The 19910-nt window shown below is 50.2% G+C and carries 16 protein-coding genes and 1 tRNA gene; 5 read left to right on the top strand and 12 right to left on the bottom strand.

The genetic code is table 11. The features are described 5' to 3' along the window. Nucleotides 1-35 precede the first annotated feature (35 nt). Entirely contained in the window at nucleotides 36-497 is a 462-nt protein-coding gene (locus tag AACR41_RS14215; RefSeq protein WP_030006047.1) for a pentapeptide repeat-containing protein, read from the bottom strand. 381 nt (nucleotides 498-878) lie between these two features. Between AACR41_RS14215 and AACR41_RS14220 the strand changes: the two genes are divergently transcribed. Next, nucleotides 879-3701, top strand: a complete 2823-nt coding sequence (locus tag AACR41_RS14220) for a cation-translocating P-type ATPase (RefSeq protein ID WP_045441466.1) — start codon at nucleotides 879-881, stop codon at nucleotides 3699-3701. A gap of 94 nt (nucleotides 3702-3795) precedes the next feature. Continuing rightward, nucleotides 3796-5970: a glutamine synthetase III family protein gene (locus AACR41_RS14225; protein WP_030006049.1), complete on the top strand. Its 2175-nt coding sequence runs from the start codon at nucleotides 3796-3798 to the stop codon at nucleotides 5968-5970. A gap of 96 nt (nucleotides 5971-6066) precedes the next feature. Here the strand turns inward: AACR41_RS14225 and cysK are convergent, their stop codons facing one another. From cysK to AACR41_RS14260, 7 genes are all read right to left on the bottom strand, one after another. After that, nucleotides 6067-7026, bottom strand: a complete 960-nt coding sequence (gene cysK / locus AACR41_RS14230; protein WP_030006050.1) for a cysteine synthase A — start codon at nucleotides 7024-7026, stop codon at nucleotides 6067-6069. A gap of 173 nt (nucleotides 7027-7199) precedes the next feature. Beyond that, nucleotides 7200-7568, bottom strand: coding sequence for a DUF2237 family protein (locus tag AACR41_RS14235; RefSeq protein WP_030006051.1), 369 nt, complete (start codon nucleotides 7566-7568; stop codon nucleotides 7200-7202). A gap of 147 nt (nucleotides 7569-7715) precedes the next feature. Beyond that, nucleotides 7716-10217 carry a phosphoenolpyruvate synthase gene (gene ppsA, locus AACR41_RS14240; RefSeq protein ID WP_030006052.1) on the bottom strand — a complete coding sequence of 834 codons (2502 nt, stop codon included), beginning with the start codon at nucleotides 10215-10217 and terminating at the stop codon, nucleotides 7716-7718. A 296-nt stretch (nucleotides 10218-10513) separates the two neighbouring features. Further along, the gene (locus tag AACR41_RS14245; protein WP_012305886.1) at nucleotides 10514-10843 is read right to left on the bottom strand and encodes a 2Fe-2S iron-sulfur cluster-binding protein; all 330 of its coding nucleotides are present in this window, start codon (nucleotides 10841-10843) and stop codon (nucleotides 10514-10516) included. 110 nt (nucleotides 10844-10953) lie between these two features. Continuing rightward, the gene (locus AACR41_RS14250) at nucleotides 10954-11529 is read right to left on the bottom strand and encodes a Uma2 family endonuclease (protein ID WP_030006053.1); all 576 of its coding nucleotides are present in this window, start codon (nucleotides 11527-11529) and stop codon (nucleotides 10954-10956) included. A gap of 54 nt (nucleotides 11530-11583) precedes the next feature. Continuing rightward, nucleotides 11584-11656: transfer RNA gene (locus tag AACR41_RS14255), tRNA-Ala, on the bottom strand. An 11-nt stretch (nucleotides 11657-11667) separates the two neighbouring features. Beyond that, entirely contained in the window at nucleotides 11668-12387 is a 720-nt protein-coding gene (locus tag AACR41_RS14260) for an HAD family hydrolase (protein WP_030006054.1), read from the bottom strand. Nucleotides 12388-12493: 106 nt separating this feature from the next. Between AACR41_RS14260 and AACR41_RS14265 the strand changes: the two genes are divergently transcribed. Next, the gene (locus AACR41_RS14265; RefSeq protein ID WP_084149981.1) at nucleotides 12494-13261 is read left to right on the top strand and encodes a WecB/TagA/CpsF family glycosyltransferase; all 768 of its coding nucleotides are present in this window, start codon (nucleotides 12494-12496) and stop codon (nucleotides 13259-13261) included. A 75-nt stretch (nucleotides 13262-13336) separates the two neighbouring features. Then, nucleotides 13337-14773, top strand: a complete 1437-nt coding sequence (locus tag AACR41_RS14270; protein ID WP_030006056.1) for a sugar transferase — start codon at nucleotides 13337-13339, stop codon at nucleotides 14771-14773. Here the strand turns inward: AACR41_RS14270 and AACR41_RS14275 are convergent. The 4 genes from AACR41_RS14275 to AACR41_RS14290 form a co-directional block, all read right to left on the bottom strand. Beyond that, complete coding sequence (locus AACR41_RS14275; protein ID WP_030006057.1) at nucleotides 14770-15432, bottom strand: HAD-IB family phosphatase; 663 nt, start codon at nucleotides 15430-15432, stop codon at nucleotides 14770-14772. The genes AACR41_RS14270 and AACR41_RS14275 overlap by 4 nt on opposite strands. 72 nt (nucleotides 15433-15504) lie before the next feature. Further along, on the bottom strand, nucleotides 15505-16524 hold the full coding sequence (locus tag AACR41_RS14280) for a pentapeptide repeat-containing protein (RefSeq protein WP_052349586.1): 1020 nt from the start codon (nucleotides 16522-16524) through the stop codon (nucleotides 15505-15507). 114 nt (nucleotides 16525-16638) lie between these two features. Then, nucleotides 16639-17973 (bottom strand): TIGR03279 family radical SAM protein, encoded by a 1335-nt coding sequence (locus tag AACR41_RS14285; RefSeq protein ID WP_030006059.1) that lies wholly within the window; start codon nucleotides 17971-17973, stop codon nucleotides 16639-16641. Nucleotides 17974-17976: 3 nt separating this feature from the next. After that, nucleotides 17977-18945, bottom strand: a complete 969-nt coding sequence (locus AACR41_RS14290) for an undecaprenyl-diphosphate phosphatase (RefSeq protein ID WP_030006060.1) — start codon at nucleotides 18943-18945, stop codon at nucleotides 17977-17979. Nucleotides 18946-19264: 319 nt separating this feature from the next. On the opposite strand from AACR41_RS14290, the gene AACR41_RS14295 reads away from it, so the two are divergent. Continuing rightward, entirely contained in the window at nucleotides 19265-19894 is a 630-nt protein-coding gene (locus AACR41_RS14295; RefSeq protein WP_315862007.1) for a DUF3120 domain-containing protein, read from the top strand. Nucleotides 19895-19910: the final 16 nt, after the last annotated feature.

A 19910-nucleotide genomic window follows, 5' to 3' on the forward strand; every position in this document is an offset into this window, starting at 1 on the left:
CGATCAGCCTTGAAAGGACAATAGCAGATTACTCTTTATTGTTGTTCGGGCAATTCAAAGTCTTCGTAGCTACCACCAACGCTGATATCGGTATTAAACAATTCCGCATCGGTTAAGGTTAAATCTTCCATTACAGCCCCAAAAACATGGGTGTCATACATCCGTGCTGCGGTGAAATTTACCCGGTTGATTCGCGCATAGTTTAAGACCGCGTTAGTCAGAAAAACATCGGTAAAGTCGGCCCCATAAAGGTTCGCGCCAGTTAAATCGGCTCCTTCGAGGTTGGCCCCTTCGAGGTTGGCATAACTGAGATTCGCATCCCGCAGATCGGCCCCAATTAAGTGCGCTTCCCTGAGATCCGCGCCAATGAGGTTACAGCCTTGGCAGGCACCTGTTTCCAACAGACGTTTGACATGGTCTGGGTTCTCGCCCCTAGCTGGCTTGGCGATTACCAAGAGCATTGTGAGGGTTGCGAGGGCTAATAATAGGCGTTTCATATTGATTTCCTCCTGCCAATTTTGCACAAAACCGAGCCAGTTTTTCGACGGTCTTTTTGTTGCCTAGGTCATCGGCTTTCGGCGGGTACTTGTTCACATCATTGGAGCTGACGTCACAGTCGATTATTGCCCCAAAAAATTTAGCGAAAAATCAATTCTGATACAGAATACAAAGTCCCTTACTTTTATTATTTCACAACTTCTATTACCTGCTTGACTCTCGCCAAAAGCCGTTACATTTTGTCTTGCTACTGTCGAAAAATGACCGCTACTAATAGTATAACAAAAATTCATAATTTTTGCCAGTTTAAAGCAATATTCGAGCGATAACCTTTATGATTACGGATAATATTTGAGCGATATTTTTTTTGGATTGTGATTGTGAGTGATCTCCACGAAAAGACTTCTTTACCAGACCCAGCGGCCCCTTGGCACCATCAGGCGATCGCCCATGTCCTCCAAGTATTTCAAACAGATGAACAACAGGGCCTAGAAGGGCCAGAGGTAGAACGACGTCAACAGTTTTATGGCCCCAATGAAATCGAAGCTGGTCGGGGGCGTAATACTTGGGAAATTTTCCTCGATCAGTTTAAAAATGTGATGCTGATCATGTTGATTGTCGTGGCCCTAATTTCTGGGGTAATTGATTTTGTGGAACTCCGTGCCAATGCCTTACCGGAAGGAACGGTTCCCTTCAAGGATACGATCGCCATTATGGCCATTGTGGTTCTCAATGGACTGTTGGGATTCATGCAGGAAAGTCGCGCCGAAAAAGCCCTGGCCGCCCTCAAGAAAATGTCTTCTCCCCAGGTGCGGGTGTGTCGTGGGGGGCAATTTTCTGAAGTCAAAGCGGCCCAGTTGGTGCCCGGGGATCTGATGTTTATCGAAGCTGGTTCCCAACTCAGTGCCGATGGTCTCGTCCTCGAAGCGGCCCAGCTCCAAGTGCGCGAGTCAGCCTTAACCGGAGAAGCCAACCCCGTCACCAAAAGGATTTGTCCAGTGGGGCTCGCGGCGGATACGCCCCTAGGCGATCGCCAAAATATGGTTTTTTCAGGCACAGAAGTCCTCCAAGGCCGGGGCAAGATCTTGGTCACTGCCACTGGAATGAGCACCGAGCTCGGCAAGATTGCCCAAATGCTCCAAAGCGTCAAAGCTAGCCAAACCCCTCTCCAAAAGCGGATGGCCCACCTCGGCAAAATTCTAGTCACCGGCTCACTTATCCTCGTGATTTTGGTGGTGGTTTTCGGTAGCCTCCAGGTGGGTAATTTTAGTCGCATCAAAGAATTAATCGAAGTTTCCCTGAGTATGGCCGTGGCCGTCGTCCCAGAAGGTCTGCCCGCTGTTATCACCGTTACCCTCGCCATTGGCACCCAGCGCATGGTGAAACGCCAGGCCCTGATCCGAAAACTGCCTGCCGTTGAAACCCTTGGTTCTGTCGATACCATTTGCTCCGATAAAACGGGTACCCTCACCCAGAACAAAATGGTGGTACAGCGCCTAGAAACCCAAGACCAGTCCCTCCGGGTTACCGGGGAAGGGTACGCCCCCATTGGCGAATTTTTGTCCCAGGATCAAAACCTCAATCCAACTCAACATCCCGAAGTGCAGCAATTATTACGGGCTTGTGTCCTCTGCAATGATGCCGTTTTAAAACAAGACGACCAGGATTGGCTGATTATTGGCGACCCCACAGAAGGGGCTTTACTGAGTCTGGCTGGCAAAGGGGATCTTTTTGCTGAAGCTCTCCAGAAAGAATGGCCCCGCTTGGGAGAATTTCCCTTTTCCTCGGAACGCAAACGTATGAGCGTTATTTGCGCCATGCCAAACCCTGACCAAGCTGAATCAACGGCAGCTTATTTGCTCTGCTGCAAGGGGTCGCCGGAGTTGGTGCTGGAGCGCTGTCAAACCTACCAAACCGCCACAGGTATTTTTCCCCTCCAAGCAGAAGACCGGGCCGCGATTCTCCAGCGCAACAATGAAATGGCCCAGGCAGGTTTACGGGTTTTGGGCTTTGCCCAACGTTGCTTAACCTATGTACCAGAAGCCCAAGCCGAGGTAAATGCGGAACAGGAAATGGTTTGGCTGGGCCTAGTGGGGATGATGGATGCGCCCCGTCCGGAAGTCAAAGAGGCCGTGGCGAAATGTCGTGCCGCCGGGATTCGGCCCGTGATGATCACCGGTGATCACCAACTTACGGCTCAGGCGATCGCCCAACAATTGGGCATTGCGACCCCAGACGCCAAGGCCCTCACAGGGTTAGAGCTTAGTAAACTTTCCCAGGTCGATCTAGAAGCCATGGTCGAAACCGTGAGTATCTATGCACGGGTGGCCCCAGAACATAAGCTGCGCATCGTCCAGGCTCTCCAAAGTCGCGGTAAATTTGTCGCCATGACCGGAGATGGGGTCAACGATGCCCCCGCTCTCAAGCAAGCTGACATTGGTATTGCCATGGGCATCACGGGCACCGATGTCAGTAAAGAAGCCAGTGACATGGTGCTCCTTGATGATAATTTCGCCACCATTGTCGCCGCCACCGAAGAAGGCCGGGTCGTTTACACGAATATTCGTCACTTTATCCAATACATTCTCGGTAGCAACATTGGCGAAGTAATTACCATTGCCGCTGCTCCCTTGATCGGTTTATCCGAAGTGCCCCTCATTCCCCTGCAAATCCTCTGGATGAACCTCGTCACCGATGGTTTACCCGCCCTGGCCCTCGCCATCGAACCCGCTGAACCTGATGTGATGCAACGCCGTCCCTTTAATCCCCAGGAAAGTATTTTTGCGCGGGGGCTAGGCGCTTATATTCTGCGCATTGGCTTGATTTTCTCCGTGATCAGCATTGCTCTCATGGCCTATAGCTACAATGCCCACCCCGATAATTGGAAAACCATGGTCTTCACGACCCTCTGTCTTTCGCAAATGGGCCATGCGATCGCCGTCCGTTCCCGCACCCAACTGACCCTAACCAGTAATCCCCTAAGGAATCCCTACCTAATCATTGCCGTGGCCGCCACAACAATCCTCCAACTCATGCTGATCTATGTCGAACCCCTACGGCTATTTTTCGATACCCAACGTCTCTCTGGCCAGCAACTGTTAATTTGTTTGGGGGTCAGTACCCTACTCTTTGTTTGGGTAGAATTAGAAAAACTTGTGATCCAGTGGTATTGGGCTTGGAAAAATCCCCCAAAAAGCAGATGAAAAAACAAAAGTGAATTCGATTTCTGTATAGATCTTATCTGTTTTTAGGATTAGTCTTGGGTAGTATGGTGCGGTTAGATCTACGGAAAAACCTATGACTGGAAACGCCGCCCGTGTTCAAGCGATTCAGCAAATTACCAATCGTACCCCCATCAAGTGTGAACCGCCCATTAAGCTCGAAGAAGCTTGGGCTACTAATGTTTTTGATCTGAGTAAGATGCAGGCCAGTCTCCCAAAGGCCGTTTTTAAATCTATCAAAAACACCATCACTTCTGGTGAAAAACTAGACCCTTCCGTGGCCGATGCTGTGGCCACAGCGATGCGCGATTGGGCGATGTCTAAGGGCGCTCTCTACTACGCCCACGTCTTCTACCCGATGACCAACCTCACCGCAGAGAAACACGATGGTTTCGTCTCTGTCCAGAGCGATGGAAAAGTCATCTCCGAATTTTCCGGTAAGGTACTGGTACAAGGGGAGCCCGATGGTTCTTCCTTCCCCAACGGTGGGATCCGTGACACCTTTGAAGCACGGGGTTATACGGCTTGGGACGTGACCAGTCCGGCCTACATCATGGAAACCGAAAATGGTTCGACCCTTTGTATTCCTACCGTTTTCGTCTCCTGGACCGGGGAAGCACTCGATAAAAAAGTGCCCCTACTGCGCTCCATCGATGCCATGAATAAGGCAGCCCAGAAAGTTTTAAAACTGTTGGGTCACACCGAAATCGCCCGGGTCAATTCCAGTTGTGGGGCAGAACAGGAATATTTCCTCGTTGACTCTAACTTCGCCCACCAACGTCCGGATCTTCTCTTGGCTGGTCGTACCCTTTTTGGTAAGTCTCCGGCTAAGGGCCAAGAATTTGATGATCATTACTTTGGGGCCATCCCTGAGCGGGTACAAATCTTTATGCAGGATGTGGAAGCGCAACTGTATAAGCTCGGTATCCCCGCAAAAACCCGTCACAATGAAGTGGCACCGGGTCAATTTGAAATTGCGCCTGTGTTTGAAGCGGCAAACGTGGCCAGCGATCACCAACAGTTGATCATGACCACCCTCAAGACCACGGCGAAAAAGCACGGTTTTATGTGCTTGCTCCACGAGAAACCCTTTGCCGGGATCAATGGTTCTGGTAAGCACGTGAACTGGTCTGTGGGGAATGCAACCCAGGGTAACCTGCTGGATCCGGGCGATTCTCCCCATGACAACGCTCAGTTCCTCGTCTTCTGTGGGGCGGTAATCCGTGGTGTCCATAAGTTTGGGCCTTTAATGCGGGCGGTAATTGCCAATGCCAGTAACGACCACCGCCTTGGTGCCAATGAAGCCCCCCCAGCCATTATGTCTGTGTACCTCGGTTCTCAGTTGGAGGAAGTTTTTGAACAAATCAAAAATGGCACTGTTTCTGAGTCGAAGAAGAAAGGCGTTATGGATCTCGGTGTGGCGGTACTGCCTGAACTGACCAAGGATGCGGGCGATCGCAACCGGACTTCTCCCTTTGCCTTTACCGGGAACCGCTTTGAATTTCGGGCTGTGGGCTCTAGCCAGTCTGTGTCTGGGCCTTTGGTGGCACTCAATACGATTTTGGCCGATTCCCTAGAGTGGATTGGCGATCGCCTTGAGAGTGAATTAGCAAAGGGATTAGAAATCAGCGAAGCCATCCTCACAGTTCTCAAGGAAATCATGAACGAACATGGTTCTGTGATCTTCGGTGGCAATGGCTACTCCGAAGAATGGCACCGGATGGCCGTTGAAGAGCGCGGTTTACGTAACCTACCCACGACGGCGGATGCCCTACCTGTGCTCAAGGAAGCAGAAGTTGGAGCGTTGTTTGACCGACTCAAAGTCTTGACCCCCGTGGAGCTTGAAAGCCGCTTTGAAGTGTACGCCGAGCAGTACATCAAATCCATCGAAGTGGAAGCCAAGCTGGTGATGAACATGGCAAAAACCATGGTTTATCCTGCCGCTGTAGAATACCTGTCTAAGTTGTCAGGTACCATCACTGCCCTTGTGAATCTCGGCATTTCCCTCGAGAAGAAAAGTGCAGAAACTGTTTCTAGTCTCACCAATGACCTGATGGCTGCTACCGAAAAGCTCAGTGCTGCCTTTGAAAAAGAAGATTTTGCTTCCACAGAAGAGCACATGCACTATTGCGCGAGCACCATTCGTCCTCTGATGGATGAGGTTCGTAGCTACGCAGATCTGTTGGAAAATGAACTACCAGACAGCTTCTGGCCCCTGCCTACCTACCAGGAAATGCTGTTTATTAAGTAGATGATTCGCCTCGATTGAGTCAATCATTAAATAAAATTCAAAATCCCTCTATGTTCTCTGGCAATGTAGAGGGTTTTTTTGCATGGAAAAACGAGTTCAAACCGAATGAATCACGTTGGCAGGGAGATCTTGATAAAGGGGAGTACTCAGGTACCTTTCCCCGTAGCTTGGTTGAATCACAACAATGAGTTTGCCACTATTTTCTGGACGTTGGGCAACCTTGATCGCGGCACAGAGGGCGGCCCCCGTTGAAATGCCCGATAAAATACCTTCTTCCCTAGCTAAGCGACGGCCAAAATTAATCGCGGCTTCGTCGGTCACCGTCACCACTTCATCGATGACGGTCTGATTGAGCACACTGGGGACAAAGCCCGCGCCGATGCCTTGGATTTTGTGGGGGCCGGGTTTGCCACCAGAAAGTACGGGGCTATTGGCTGGTTCAACGGCGATCGCCTGGCATTCGGGCTTATATTTTTTTAGCACCTCGGCGATTCCGGTAATTGTGCCACCGGTACCAACTCCAGCAATGATCATATCGACTTTCCCTTCCGTATCCTCCCAAATTTCGAGGGCTGTAGTTTTACGGTGGGCATCGGGGTTCGCCAAATTATTAAACTGCTGCAACATATAGGCATTGGGCAGGGTATCGACGATTTCCTGGGCTTTGGTGATACAAGCACTCATGCCCGCATCCCCAGAGGTCAGTTCGAGTTGTGCTCCATAGGCGAGGAGCATGGCCCGTCGCTCCATACTCATGGTTTCTGGCATCGTCAAAATTAACTGATAACCCTTGGCGGCGGCGGCCATCGCTAGGGCAATGCCTGTATTCCCGGAAGTCGGTTCCACCAAAATCGTTTTACCAGGGGTAATTTCCCCAGCGGCTTCGGCAGCTTCGATCATGTTGACGCCAATGCGGTCTTTAACGGAGGCGGCTGGATTCATCCCTTCTAATTTGATCACAACCTGGGCAACACAATTTTCCTGCTCAGGAATACGATTTAACTGCACAAGGGGCGTTTTTCCTACTAATTCGGTAATGTTCTTGGCAATTTTCATGGTGGGTGAGATTGTGCCGCTAGGGGTGAAACAGAATGGCGAACCGATGTTTATTATAGATGCCGACTCCCCTGAAAAGATGTTCCTTCAACTGTTTGAGAAAATTTGGGGTAATCGGCCCTTGGTTTAGGGGCAGAGACTGGCCTGAATTGGCGGCAGTAATCCAAGCTCCGTTAGGAAACCAAAGCATGGTGCTGTAGATCTTCGAGGCGAACAATTTCTAGGGCTTTGGCATGGGTGGCTTCGAGGTGAACTGGGGGCGCAACACCGACCTCAAAGGCTTCTTGCCAGCGGGCAGCGCAGAGACACCAGCGATCGCCAGGTTTGAGGCCAGGGAAATGGTATTGGGGCACGGGGGAACTCAGGTCGTTGCCTTGGTTTTTGGTGAATTCCAAGAAAGCTGGCGTCATTTTTGCACAGACCACATGGCGGCCAAAATCATTCGCGCCAGTGGTGCAGCAGCCATCTCGATAAAATCCAGTTAAGGGGTCGGTACTGCAAGGCTGGAGGGCAGTTCCTAAAACGTTTTTTGCGTCTGTCATTGGGGGTTCAAAAAATCCTCGTTGCAAGGGTAGACAATTCCAATGATAACGACCGACACGACGGGCAACACAGATTAGGCCATAGGAAAATCCCCTCCCCAATTTAGTGATTGGAGAAGGGAAAGACAAGGGATTTGACCGAGGAATCTAGCGGCCAAGTTTTTGTTCTAAAGCGGCGATCGCCAACTTAGTTTTCAGGAGAGAATCAGGGTTCAAACTGATGGAATCAATGCCCAATTCAACGAGAAATTCAGCAAATTCTGGATAATCAGAGGGAGCTTGACCACAAATACCGATCTTGCGACCATATTTTTTCGCCCCTTCGATCGCCATGCGAACCATGCGTTTTACCCCTTCATTCCGTTCATCGAAAATGTGGGCAACAAGGGCAGAATCCCGATCCAAACCTAATGTTAATTGCGTTAAATCATTAGAACCAATCGAGAAACCGTCAAATACTTCGCTGTACTCATCCACGAGAATCACGTTAGAAGGCAATTCGCACATCACGTAAACTTGCAGCCCATTTTCCCCACGGCGGAGGTCATGTTTTGCCATTTCAGCTAACACTTTACGACCTTCTTCGGGGGTGCGACAGAACGGAATCATCGGAATAATATTCGTCAGACCCATCTCATTGCGGGCGATCTTAAAGGCTTCACATTCCAAACCAAAGGCTTCAGAATAATTAGGATCGTAGTAGCGGGATGCACCACGCCAGCCGATCATCGGGTTTTCTTCTGTCGGTTCAAATTGACGACCGCCGAGCAGATTTGCATACTCATTGGATTTGAAGTCGGACATACGAACCACAACCGGATTCGGATAGAATGCGGCGGCAATCATTGCAATGCCACTTGCGAGTTTATCCACGAAGAAATCAGCTTTATTTTCATAGAGATGGGTGAGTTCCGCGATCTCTTTTTTCACCATCAAATCTTCCAATTCATCAAAGTGAATCAGGGCTTTCGGGTGGGCTTTAATGTGGTTGGCAATGATGAATTCAAGGCGAGCTAAACCAACACCATCGGCAGGTAAAGACGAGAGCGAAAAAGCCTGTTCGGGGTTGCCCACGTTCATCAAAATTTTGGTCTTGGTGGTGGGCAGATTTTCAAGGGACGTTTCTTCCACTTCAAACTTCAGCAGACCCTCGTAGATCTTGCCGTCTTCCCCTTCACAACAGGAGACGGTTACGTCTTGACCAGACTTCACCAAGGTCGTGGCATCACCGCAACCAACTACTGCCGGAATACCCATTTCACGGGCAATAATCGCGGCGTGACAGGTGCGTCCGCCTTGGTCGGTGACGATCGCCGAGGCTTTTTTCATGATCGGTTCCCAATCGGGATCGGTGCGGCGGGTGACCAGCACTTGACCGGGTTTGAAGAGCTTAATTTGATCCACATCGAGGATTACGTTGGCTGCCCCCTGACCGACCATTTCCCCAACGCTGCGACCGTGGGCGATCACATTGCCCGTTTCTTGCAGTTTGTAATTGCGGATCACGTTGGCGGCTTTCTGGGATTGCACCGTTTCCGGACGGGCTTGGACGATAAAGAGTTCACCCGTTAACCCATCTTTTGCCCATTCAATGTCCATCGGCGTGTATTGGCCCCGGACATTGGAGTAATGCTCCTCGATGGTGGTTGCCCAACGGGCGAGGGTTAACACATCTTCGTCGCTGACACAGAATTTGTTTTGCAAGGCTTCGGGCACATCAACATTTTTCGTGAGCTTGGCACCGTCGGCATAGATCATCTTGATCTTCTTGCTGCCGAGTCGCCGTTCGAGAATCGGTTTAAAACCATCCTTGAGGGTCGGTTTAAAGACGACAAATTCGTCGGGATTCACTGCGCCTTGGACAACGTTTTCCCCTAAGCCATAGGCTCCGGTAATAAACGCGGCATCTTTAAAACCGCTTTCGGTATCAATGGAGAACATCACGCCGGAAGTTGCCAAGTCGGAACGCACCATTTTTTGGACACCGACGGACAGCGCCACTTCAAAGTGATCGAAGCCGTTGTGCTGGCGATAGGCGATCGCCCGATCCGTGAACAGCGACGCAAAACACTTGTGGCAGGCTTCGAGAACGCCCTTGACACCGTGGACATTCAGATAAGTTTCCTGCTGTCCCGCAAAACTAGCTTCCGGCAAATCCTCTGCCGTGGCACTGGAACGTACCGCCACATCGACGTTGTGGGCACTGTCTTCGCAGGCTTGTTTGTCTGCCCCCTCAAAGCGATCACACACATCAGATTTAGCCCTATAGCGCTCACACATTTTTTTGTAAGCAGAGGCGATCGCCACCTGGAGATCCTGGGGGAACGGCGTATTTAAAATCAAAGCTCGTGCCTGCCGCCCCCGTGCTTGGAGATTCGCCACATCATCCGTATCTAAATCTGCAAACAATGTCCGCAACTTTTCCTCTAAGCCCGCAGATTTAACAAAATGCCGATAGGCATGGGCCGTCGTCGCAAATCCGCCTGGAACATTGACCCCCTGGGGCTGTAACTGCTGAATCATTTCCCCAAGGGAAGAATTTTTGCCGCCAACCAGACCCACATCCAGGGAACCAACCTCCTCAAACCACAAAACGAGCGCTTCGGTTCTCGCATCAGAAGCCGTAGCCGTGTTAAGAGTGCTAACCATAACGATAAAAACTCCTTAATCATCCCTCTCCGTACACCTCGATCCTAAAAGACTTAAAATGAGCCCTTTACAGAAATGAAATATATCCTTACCTTTCACTTCTGTTTAATGAAAAAACATCAAGAAAAACAAGCTTGATGTTGCCTAAAAAGACAATATTTTTTCTTATCTTTATTTAAGATATTTTTAACCTTTTCAAGATAAGTCAAGGCGCTTTAAAAAAGAAAAAGACTAGGTTTTTCCCAGTCTCGCCGCCCAAATTGATTGGTTTTTATCAATATTGATCAAGGTTGCAATCAGTCACTGACCACAGTATCCCCCTGGCCCCAGAAGCCATCATATTTTTTGACAGTAATATCCCCTTCTACGCTAACTTGGCAAGCCAGACGCCGTTCTTTGTCTGGGTTATGGGGTGGGAGAGAGAGGCGCGTTTTTTCTTTCCAGCTCTGGGCTGAAACAGGGCCAGTAATTTCGACAGCACAGGTGCCGCAGGTACCAAGGCCGTGGCAATTGATAGTTTTTGCATTGCCATTGTAAAGACTAATTTTGTTGGCTAGCAGAACTTTACGTAAATTATCGCCTTGATTGCAGGTAATGGTTTGATTTCCGAAGGTGATAGTCGGCATGGTTGGTGTTTTCTCTCATTATCTCAATGATGATTGCTTCTATGGTGCCACACTTTCTAAAAAGGGTCGGTTAAAGATGCTGCAAAACCAATTTTTTTGTGGGGAAGCTATCACCATAAATCACTGAGATCTAAAATAAAATTCTGTAAAATATCCTCTCCGGCAAGCTGTTTAGGGGTCGTTAAAATTTCTACGGTTCGACCAGGACGATAAATTTCCACTTGGCGATCGCCTTGGTTAATGAGCCAGCCTAACCGACAACCATTGGCTAAATATTCCTGCATCTTTTGACGAGTCTGTTGTACCAGATCACTGGGCGAGAGCAGTTCGGCGACAAAATCAGGGCAGAGGGGAACAAATTTTTGCTGTTGTTCTGGGGTGAGGCTATCCCAGCGGGATTTTTCGACCCAACACATATCCGGCGATCGCGTCGCACCATTGGGCAAAACAAAACCCGTCGAGGAATCGAAGCATTCCCCTAGGCGATAATGATTATTCCAAATCCCAAGCTGGACATTTAACTTGAAGTTGAGTCGGCCAGTTTCACCACCAGTAGGGGCCATGATCACAAGTTCTCCTTGGGCTGTGCGTTCGAGTTTTGCATCGGGATTCGCCTGACAGAGCTGGGCAAATTGGCCTTGGGTCAGGGTCAAAACGGGCTGGAGATCAAGGGTTACGGTAGCCATTGTCACGACCTCTCGCGGCGGAATGCTCCCATTGTAGGCAAGTTTTTTGGGGGATGGAGAATAGGGGATTCGAACCCCTGACCTCTGCGGTGCGATCGCAGCACTCTACCAACTGAGCTAATTCCCCAGAACGAAAAATTATTTTAGCACCTCTGCGGGGGGCGCAAGGCTGGGATCGATACGTTCAAGTTCTAGATCGCTGAGGTAGTCCACACACCAGTTACTACAACGCTGCAACATATGAAATGGATAGGTATGGGCGACGCCAACCACGGGAATACCGACGGATTTGGCGGCTTGGATACCATGGAAATTATCTTCAATGGCGAGACAATTTTCCGGTTGAATTTGAGCGTCAGGAAATTTCTGGTTCAGTTGGGCGATCGCCTGGCGATAACCATCTCCGTTCGGTTTAAACGTTTTCACTTCATCGGCGGTGACAATCACATCAAAAGCTTGGTCAAGTTGCGCTTGCTGGAGAATAAATTCGGCATCGGCACGACAATAGCCCGTTACAATCCCCACGGGAATATTTTTGAGTTTAATCGCCGAAATTAGGGGAACAACGTCTTCATAGAGGGGGAACGGCTTTATTTCCCGTAATTTGCTTTGGTAAAGTGCAGATTTTTGTTGAATCAGGCCGTCAAGTTGCGCCTCGGAGAATACCCGCCCCCGGAGTGCAAGATTTTCCTTGAGGCAGCGGCGATCGCTTTTGCCCAGGCTGCTGTCGCGATAGAGGCGGTCGGTGGGTCGGAGATTTTCGGCCAGCAAAATGTCATCGATCAGCTCAAATTGGAGGGCCGTATCGTTCAGAAAGACTCCGTTGATTTCAAATAAAACGGCTTTGAGCAGGGTCATAACGGGACGATGGGAGGGTGAAAGTTTACGTTTTTTGACCAAGGGTCAGGTTTTTGCCTGGTAATCCTCATCTTAGAATAAGCGTTGATATTTGCGGGCGATCGCCATGGTTTTGATGACGGATATTCCCCAGCGACACATTTTAAAAACAAGGGTGCATTGCCTAGATTATCAACGGGCCTGGGCCGAAATTGCGGCGGCGATCCGCGATGGGACATTTGGTTATGGGGCGATCGCCAATGTACACATGGTGATGACGGGTTACTGGGATCGAGGGTTTCAAAAAATCATCAACCAAGCCCTGGTAACAACTCCCGACGGCATGCCTCTCGTTTGGGGGTTGCGATGGTTGGGTTATCCCCAGGCGATCCGGGTTTATGGGCCGGATTTGATGCTCCATTGTTGCGCCATGGCCGCCCAGGAGAAACTTCCGGTGTATCTCTACGGCAGTCGCCCAGAAACCCTGGAAAAATTGCAGCAAAACCTTTTAGAAAAATTTCCCAATTTGCAAATTGCCGGAGTAGAAGCACCCCCCTTTCGGTCACCAACCTCCGCCGAGGCGATCGCCACAAGACAGAGCATCGAACAATCTGGCGCGAAGCTGGTTTTCGTCGGTTTGGGTTGCCCGAAGCAAGAAAAATGGATGGCTGAAAATAGCCCTCACCTTAATGCCGTTTTGTTGGGGGTGGGGGCTGCCTTTGATTTCCATGCGGGTACGGTTTCCCAGGCCCCCCACTGGTTGAGGCCCCTGGGTTTGGAGTGGCTTTATCGACTGCTCCAAGAACCCCGTCGCCTCTGGAAACGTTATCTCATCCACAATGGGGCGTTTATTTTGCTGTTTGGTTGGCAACTGCTCCGGCGGCGATCGCCCTAGTTTTTTTCAGATTCTGCCCACCCCTGAGGGATTTTAAGTATTTTTCTTTGTATTGCCAATTGATGGCCTCGATCCATGCCCAAGTCTCCGTTTCCCCTTCCCACCCAGGATATCCGCGCGATTCATCCGCTCCACTGGTTAAAAACTGCCCAAGGCCGCTGGAAAAGGGGTTTATTGCTGGTGGGTAGTGATCTGTTGGGGTTGGCGATCGCCTGGCAACTCGCGGACTACATTAATAATTTTTATTCACCGATTCCGGCGGATCTGGTCTGGTGGGTGTGGCTCGATATTCCCAGTCTGTTCTGGATTTTTGCCATTGTCACCCTCTGTTTTTTCTTTGGAAATCATCTCTATCGCCTCCCCTCGGCTCCCCAGAACTACACCCGCGCCGCCTGGATCATCACCTTGGTTTATGGTTTGTTCTTAGTCGGCAGTTATTTTCACAATCCAATGTTGGATCCGCCCCGTTCACTTTTTATTACGGCGTGGTTTCTCAGCATTGCCTTTGTCGTAGGTTTTCGCTTTATTCTGACCCTCATCCTACGGCAGTTTGATCGCCAAGCACCGCCGGTAAATGTCTTTTTGGTGGCACCAGCAAAACAGTTAGACTGCCTCAAGCGGGTGATCAAAAAACGTCCCCATTACAAAATTGTTGGTGCTGCCCTCGCTTCCATGGCCGGCACCCAGGCCACCATTGCCCAAATTCGTCAGTCAGGCGCCCAGGAGGTTTTAGTCAAAGACTTGCCGGAAACAGAGTTGGCTTCCCATTTGTTTTGGCATTTGCGCAGTGCGGGGATTGCGATTCGTCTGATGCCATCCAGTCGGGAAATGCTTTATCGTCGGGGCTTACCGGAAATGTTCGCGGGAATTCCCACCCTCCGCATTGAAACGCCCTTGTTATTGTGTTGGGATTATCGCCTGAAACGCTGGTTTGATTTCCTGGGTGCAGGGTTGGGTCTACTGCTAATCTCACCGCTGTTGGTCGGCGTGGCGATCGCCATACGTCTCGATTCACCGGGGCCAATTTTCTTTCGGCAACCGAGGGCGGGTCTCAATGGCAAACCCTTCAAGATGTGGAAATTTCGCACAATGGTCGTCGATGCGCCCCAGTTGCAGGCCCAACTAGAAGCGCAAAATCAAATGAAAGATGGGGTCTTGTTTAAAATCAAAGACGATCCCCGCATTACCAAGCTGGGTAAATTTCTCCGCCGCACCAGTATTGATGAGTTGCCCCAATTAATTAATGTGGTACTGGGCCAGATGAGTTTGGTGGGGCCGCGTCCCTTGCCATTGCGGGATGTGGAACGGTTTGACGAATGGCACCATATCCGCCATCAGGTGTTGCCGGGGATCACTGGGCTATGGCAAATTTCGGGCCGCTCTGATCTGAGTGATTTTAATGATGCGGCACGGCTAGATTTGTACTATATCGACAATTGGTCTTTGAACCTCGATCTCGATATTCTGCTAGAAACGGTGCGGATCGTCTTTTTTGGTAAAGGCGCTTACTAGGCCGGAAAACCGTTGGTTTCGAGGTAATGGCGGATATCATCAAAGGTTTCCCAAGGCACGTAAGTTTTGCCTTCTTCATCCAGATATTGCTGGAGGCGATCGCGGGCAAAAACCAAATCTGCTTTGAGGGCCATATTGATATCCGTCAGGGAATCCCCGATGGCGATCGCTTTTTGGTATTTATACTTTCCCATCACCTGAACTTTTTCCACCATTTCTGTCCCCCCTTCAAAGGGCGCAATAATTTTGAAATAGGGATCGAGGGTATCAATATTCATCGCGGCCACCGTTTCAATGTGATCGCGCAGGGGTTTGCCATCGGTACCGGGGCGCGCTAAAACCCGTTCTACCATTGGCACGAGGCCACCGGAGACCACGACAATCGGCACTTGGCGATCGCCTAAAAACTGGAGAAAATCACTGAAGCCCTGACGCACAGGCTTATCGTCCACCTCGCCGACAAAAGCAGCAAATTGCTCCGAGGGAATCGCTTCGAGGATTTTGCGCACTCCTTCCCGGAGCGTAATCTTGCGGTTATACAAGCCCGGAAGAATGTCAGCGGCCACTTCTGGTGCATATTTACCGAGGGCATCGCCGAAGGTATCGACGGTCGTGATTGTGCCGTCAAAGTCGCAAAATACAATCGTTTGGGCGTCCATTAACTTTTGTAACGTAACAAGTTCCCCAGGATTATAGTCCGCTTTGGGATAATTTTGATCTTGTACTTTCCCTTACGAAGCAAGGAGAGTCTGCGTGCGGGGATCGAATTCAAAAACAGCCCCTTGGAAATTTGTCTGATTTAGTTTAGCGCCCTGAAACTTGGCTCCCCGGAGGTCAGCACGGGCGAAATTGGCTCCCCGGAGATTTGCGCCCCGAAAATCGGCCCTTTGGAGTTGGGCATGCCGAAAATCCGTCGAAACTAATTCTGCTTGCTGAAAATTGCTGGCGATCGCCTCTACATATTGACAGTTAGCGGCGGTTAAATTTCCGTGTTGGAAATCAGCTTGGTGCAAAGATGCCCGTGAGAAATTGGCCCGGACAAAACTCGTAAAACGCAGTTTGGCTCCCGTTAAATTGGTTCCCACCAAATTCATATCGTGGCCTTTTCCACCGCAGAAAAGAATTCCAGCACAATTGAGACCACTAAAATCCTGCCGCCGAAAATCAACACCATTGAGATAGGCGGCCTGTAACTGTATGCCTTGTAAATTTGTTTCCTGCAAAATCGCACCACTGAGTTTCGCCTCACTCAAATTACTCCAACTGAGATCCGCTCCTGTTAAATTGGCCCCGCGAAAATTGACCCCCGTTAAATTGGCGCCACAGAGGTTCACGTTTTGGAGATCCGCCATGAAAAAAGTGACCCAACGCATAATGGCCCCACTGAGCTGGGCGTGATTTAGGGTTGCTTGGGTTAAGGTCGCCCCCTGGAGATTAACTTTCGTGAGATCCGCGCCAGTCAAATCGGCTTGGTCTAATTTGGCATAGCTAAGGTTTGCGCCGTATAAAAAAGCTCGCTTGAGGTTTGCCTGACGTAGATGGCAATGGTGTAAATTCGTCCTTGCGAGGGAGGCAGAAACAAAATTTCCTCCGGTAAAGTTGGTATGGGCTAGGTCTAACCCAGTCAAGTTTGCGGCAGTAAACCGTTCCCTGGGAAATAACCTCTGTCCCAAGGCATAGTCATTGAGAAGCGCTTCAATATTCATAGGGCCAGCTTTATGCAACCGAGCACCAAAAACGAGCAGCACCATTTGTAAATGCTACCTGCTGGCATCGGCCTCCTCTTTTATTAGAAAAGCAAACATACTCTATTTACTGAAGAAGCATTTAATTCTTAATGTTTCGATAATCTTCTTTGTGAACTGTTAATCTTGACAACAGCGGTTCATCAAATCTAAGACATTTTCTACAGCATAGATGGGGGTTTCTAAGGCGATCGCCACTTCTGCCACCGTTTTATCGTCGAGGAACTTGGCTTCATCGTGCTTGAGCATCACCGTCGGGAGCAAAATACCATCGCCAAAATTTCGGCCAACCAGTTTTTTGATCAAGTCTTCTCCCGTGAGCAGTCCGGTAACGGTGATGGCTTGGCCCCAGTAGTCACTATTTAAGGCCGCCAGGGTAATTGTTAAATTTTCCACTTGGTTTAGACGCGCGACAAGGGGTTCAAAAGCTTGTTCTACGGCATTCCCCACCACCCAGGTGAAGTGTTTGGGTTTGGCGATCGCCGGCGGTAAAGTTTCATCGGCGGTATTGAGAAAATCCCGGATGAACTGGCGAATCGAACCCACCCCATTCCCCAGTTGAGGATAGTCTTCGTAATGGGACTCCGGCGGCAGTTCTTCCCTCGCAATCAGGAACCACTCATCAGCCAGCCAAGCAAAATTCGTCTGAAACCGTTCCCGAAACTCTGCCTGGAGCGCCGTCACTTGGGTGATCACCTCCTGGGCTTTGGCTTGATCAACGGGGCTAAGTTCCGTCAGATTAGGTCGAAAACGAGTTAAACCGACCGGTACCACCGCTGCCGAAATCACAGCGGGTAAGTCTTCCCCGTGAAATTCAGCCAAATCCCGCAATGTTCTTTCTAAATGAGGCCCATCGTTGATCCCAGGACAAACGACGACTTGGGCATGGATTTGTAAGCGGTGATCTGCAAACCATTGGAGTTGCTTGAGGATTTCCCCAGCGCGGTCATTTTTGAGGAGTTGCCGACGAATCTCCGGCTCAGTGGCATGGACGGACACAAACAGGGGCGAGAGGCGCATTTGGTTAATGCGTTGCCATTCCCGCTCGGTCAGGTTGGTCAGGGTGAGATAACTGCCATAGAGAAAGCTGAGGCGATAGTCATCATCTTTTAAGTAGAGGCTTTGGCGTTTGCCGGGGGGCTGCTGGTCGATAAAGCAAAAGGGACAGCGGTTATTGCACTGGATCAAACCGTCAAAGAGGGCGTTGTCAAACTCCAAACCCAGGTCTTCGTCGTAGTCTTTTTCGATTTCGAGGTGATGGGATTTCCCCTTAGCATCGAGGACTTCTAATTCGAGGTATTCGTCGGCGCAGAGAAATTGATAATCGATGAGATCCCTCGGCTTCATCCCATTGATAGAAACGATGGCATCACCAGCCTCAAAACCAATTTCAGCGGCAATGGAATCGGGGACAACATGGCAAATTTGGGCGGGCTTGATGGTGGAGACACTCATGGGTTAACGCAGCAGGGTTAATGCCAAGATGATCATACCAAAGCCTAATCGATACCAGACGAAAACCCAGGTTTGGTGTTTTTGGAGAAATTGGATCAGCCAGGCGATCGCCAAGTAGGAAAACACCGCTGAAGAAAGAAGGCTAGCGATGAGCGTGAGGGGCGGCACTGTTGTTAAGCCCTCACTCACTAGCCCTTGGAATTCCACAAGGCCAGCAATGGTAATGGCCGGAATCCCTAACAGAAACGAAAAACGCGCCGCCGTAGCCCGGTCTAGATTCATAAACAAACCCGCTGTAATCGTCGAACCAGACCGCGACACTCCGGGGATGACAGCGAGAGCTTGGGCGCAGCCCATGAGAAGGCCATCCTTGAGGCTGAGCTGGTCAAAGGCGCGTTGGTGCCGGGGATAACGTTCGGCAAGGGCTAACAAAATCGCCATCACAATGGAGGCGATCGCAATGGCGGTTAAGCTGCGCAACGGTGACGCGTCATAGTTAGGGACAAAAATTTTGAGCAGCAGACCCACGCCGAGGATCGGGAAAGTCCCCCACACAATGCCCCAAAACATTCGCCACTCTTGTTTTTGCCAATCTTTTTGTTGCCAAGCTTGCCAGGCCCCACCAATGACCTGCCGTAAATCTTGCCAGAAATAACCCAGCACAGCGACGATGCTCCCCAGTTGAATCACAGCGGTGAGAGCCACCCCTGGATCGGGCCAACCGAGGGCCACGGGAATCACCTTGAGGTGAGCAGTGCTACTGATGGGGATGAATTCGGTTAAGCCTTGCACCAATCCTAAAATAATCCCTTGGAACCAATTGAACTGTACCGGGGCGATCGCCAACGTATTTTCGGGCGGGGCGGCATTGATGCGCAGATGCCAAAAGCTAATCAACAGAAATAGAACCAAGCCGAGGGCCACCATACTGCTGAACTCAAACCAGTGCCGTTGTTGCTTTTTTTTGAGCATTGATGTCGCTTCCCTTGGGCGTCGGGTAAATCTGCCTCAACTACTCTAGTCAATCTGGTTGACCTTGACTAGCTTTTAGAAAAATCCGGCCTGGGGATTCCCCACTTGGAGGTTAAATCCTCGGCGATCGCCCCTCAGAAATGGCAAAATCAGGCAAATTTCCCGTCCTCTTTATGAGAAAATCGGGAGTCATAAGTTAAAATTCATTAATAAATATTTACAAGTTATTGTTACAAACCACTTTGTTTTGCTGAACCATCCTCTTTTCTCTGTCGGTGCAGTGTATGTTCTCAAGCGACAACAGGATCTCCGCCGCAATATCCCCCTGCTAATTTGCCTCGCGTCGGGCTTCTTGGTTTCTGTGCCTGTTTTTTTCCAAGCCCCCCTGGTCAGGACGGCTCCCTGGCTGAGTTTGGCCTTGACTCTCCTCTGGGTGGCGATCGCCTGTGGCCTCCGGCAGCGAGAAAATACCGAAATTTGGGGTGATCTACTCTGGGGGTTTAGCTGGAGCTGGTTAGCCGGAGCCATCTATTGGGGCTGGTTGCGCTACGAACCCTTTTTACATCTTCCGGTGGAGGCGATTGGGCTACCCTTTGCCCTGTGGGGCCTGTGGCAAAAGCGGGGCTTGGTGGGGCATTTGTTTTACCTAGGTTCCCTTCTTGGTACGGCGATCACCGACATTTACTTTTACCTCACGGATTTGATCCCCTACTGGCGCAAGCTCATGTATGCCGAACCGGATTTTGTGATGCCCATTTTCCAAGCGGCCTTGGCCCAGATGCAGACCCTCTGGGGCATCAGTTGGGCAGTTGTTTTGGTGAATTTATTGATCGGCATTAGTTGGTGGGCCTTCCGTCAACCCCAAATCCCCTATTGGAGTTTCGCTGGAGCCGTAGTCAGTACCCTCCTCGTCGATGGTCTGTTTTGGATTGCTGCCTGCTTCGCCTAGGAGATTTTGTTGCTTG

Source organism: Picosynechococcus sp. NKBG042902 (genome assembly GCF_963864045.1).
Classification (GTDB): domain Bacteria; phylum Cyanobacteriota; class Cyanobacteriia; order Cyanobacteriales; family MRBY01; genus MRBY01.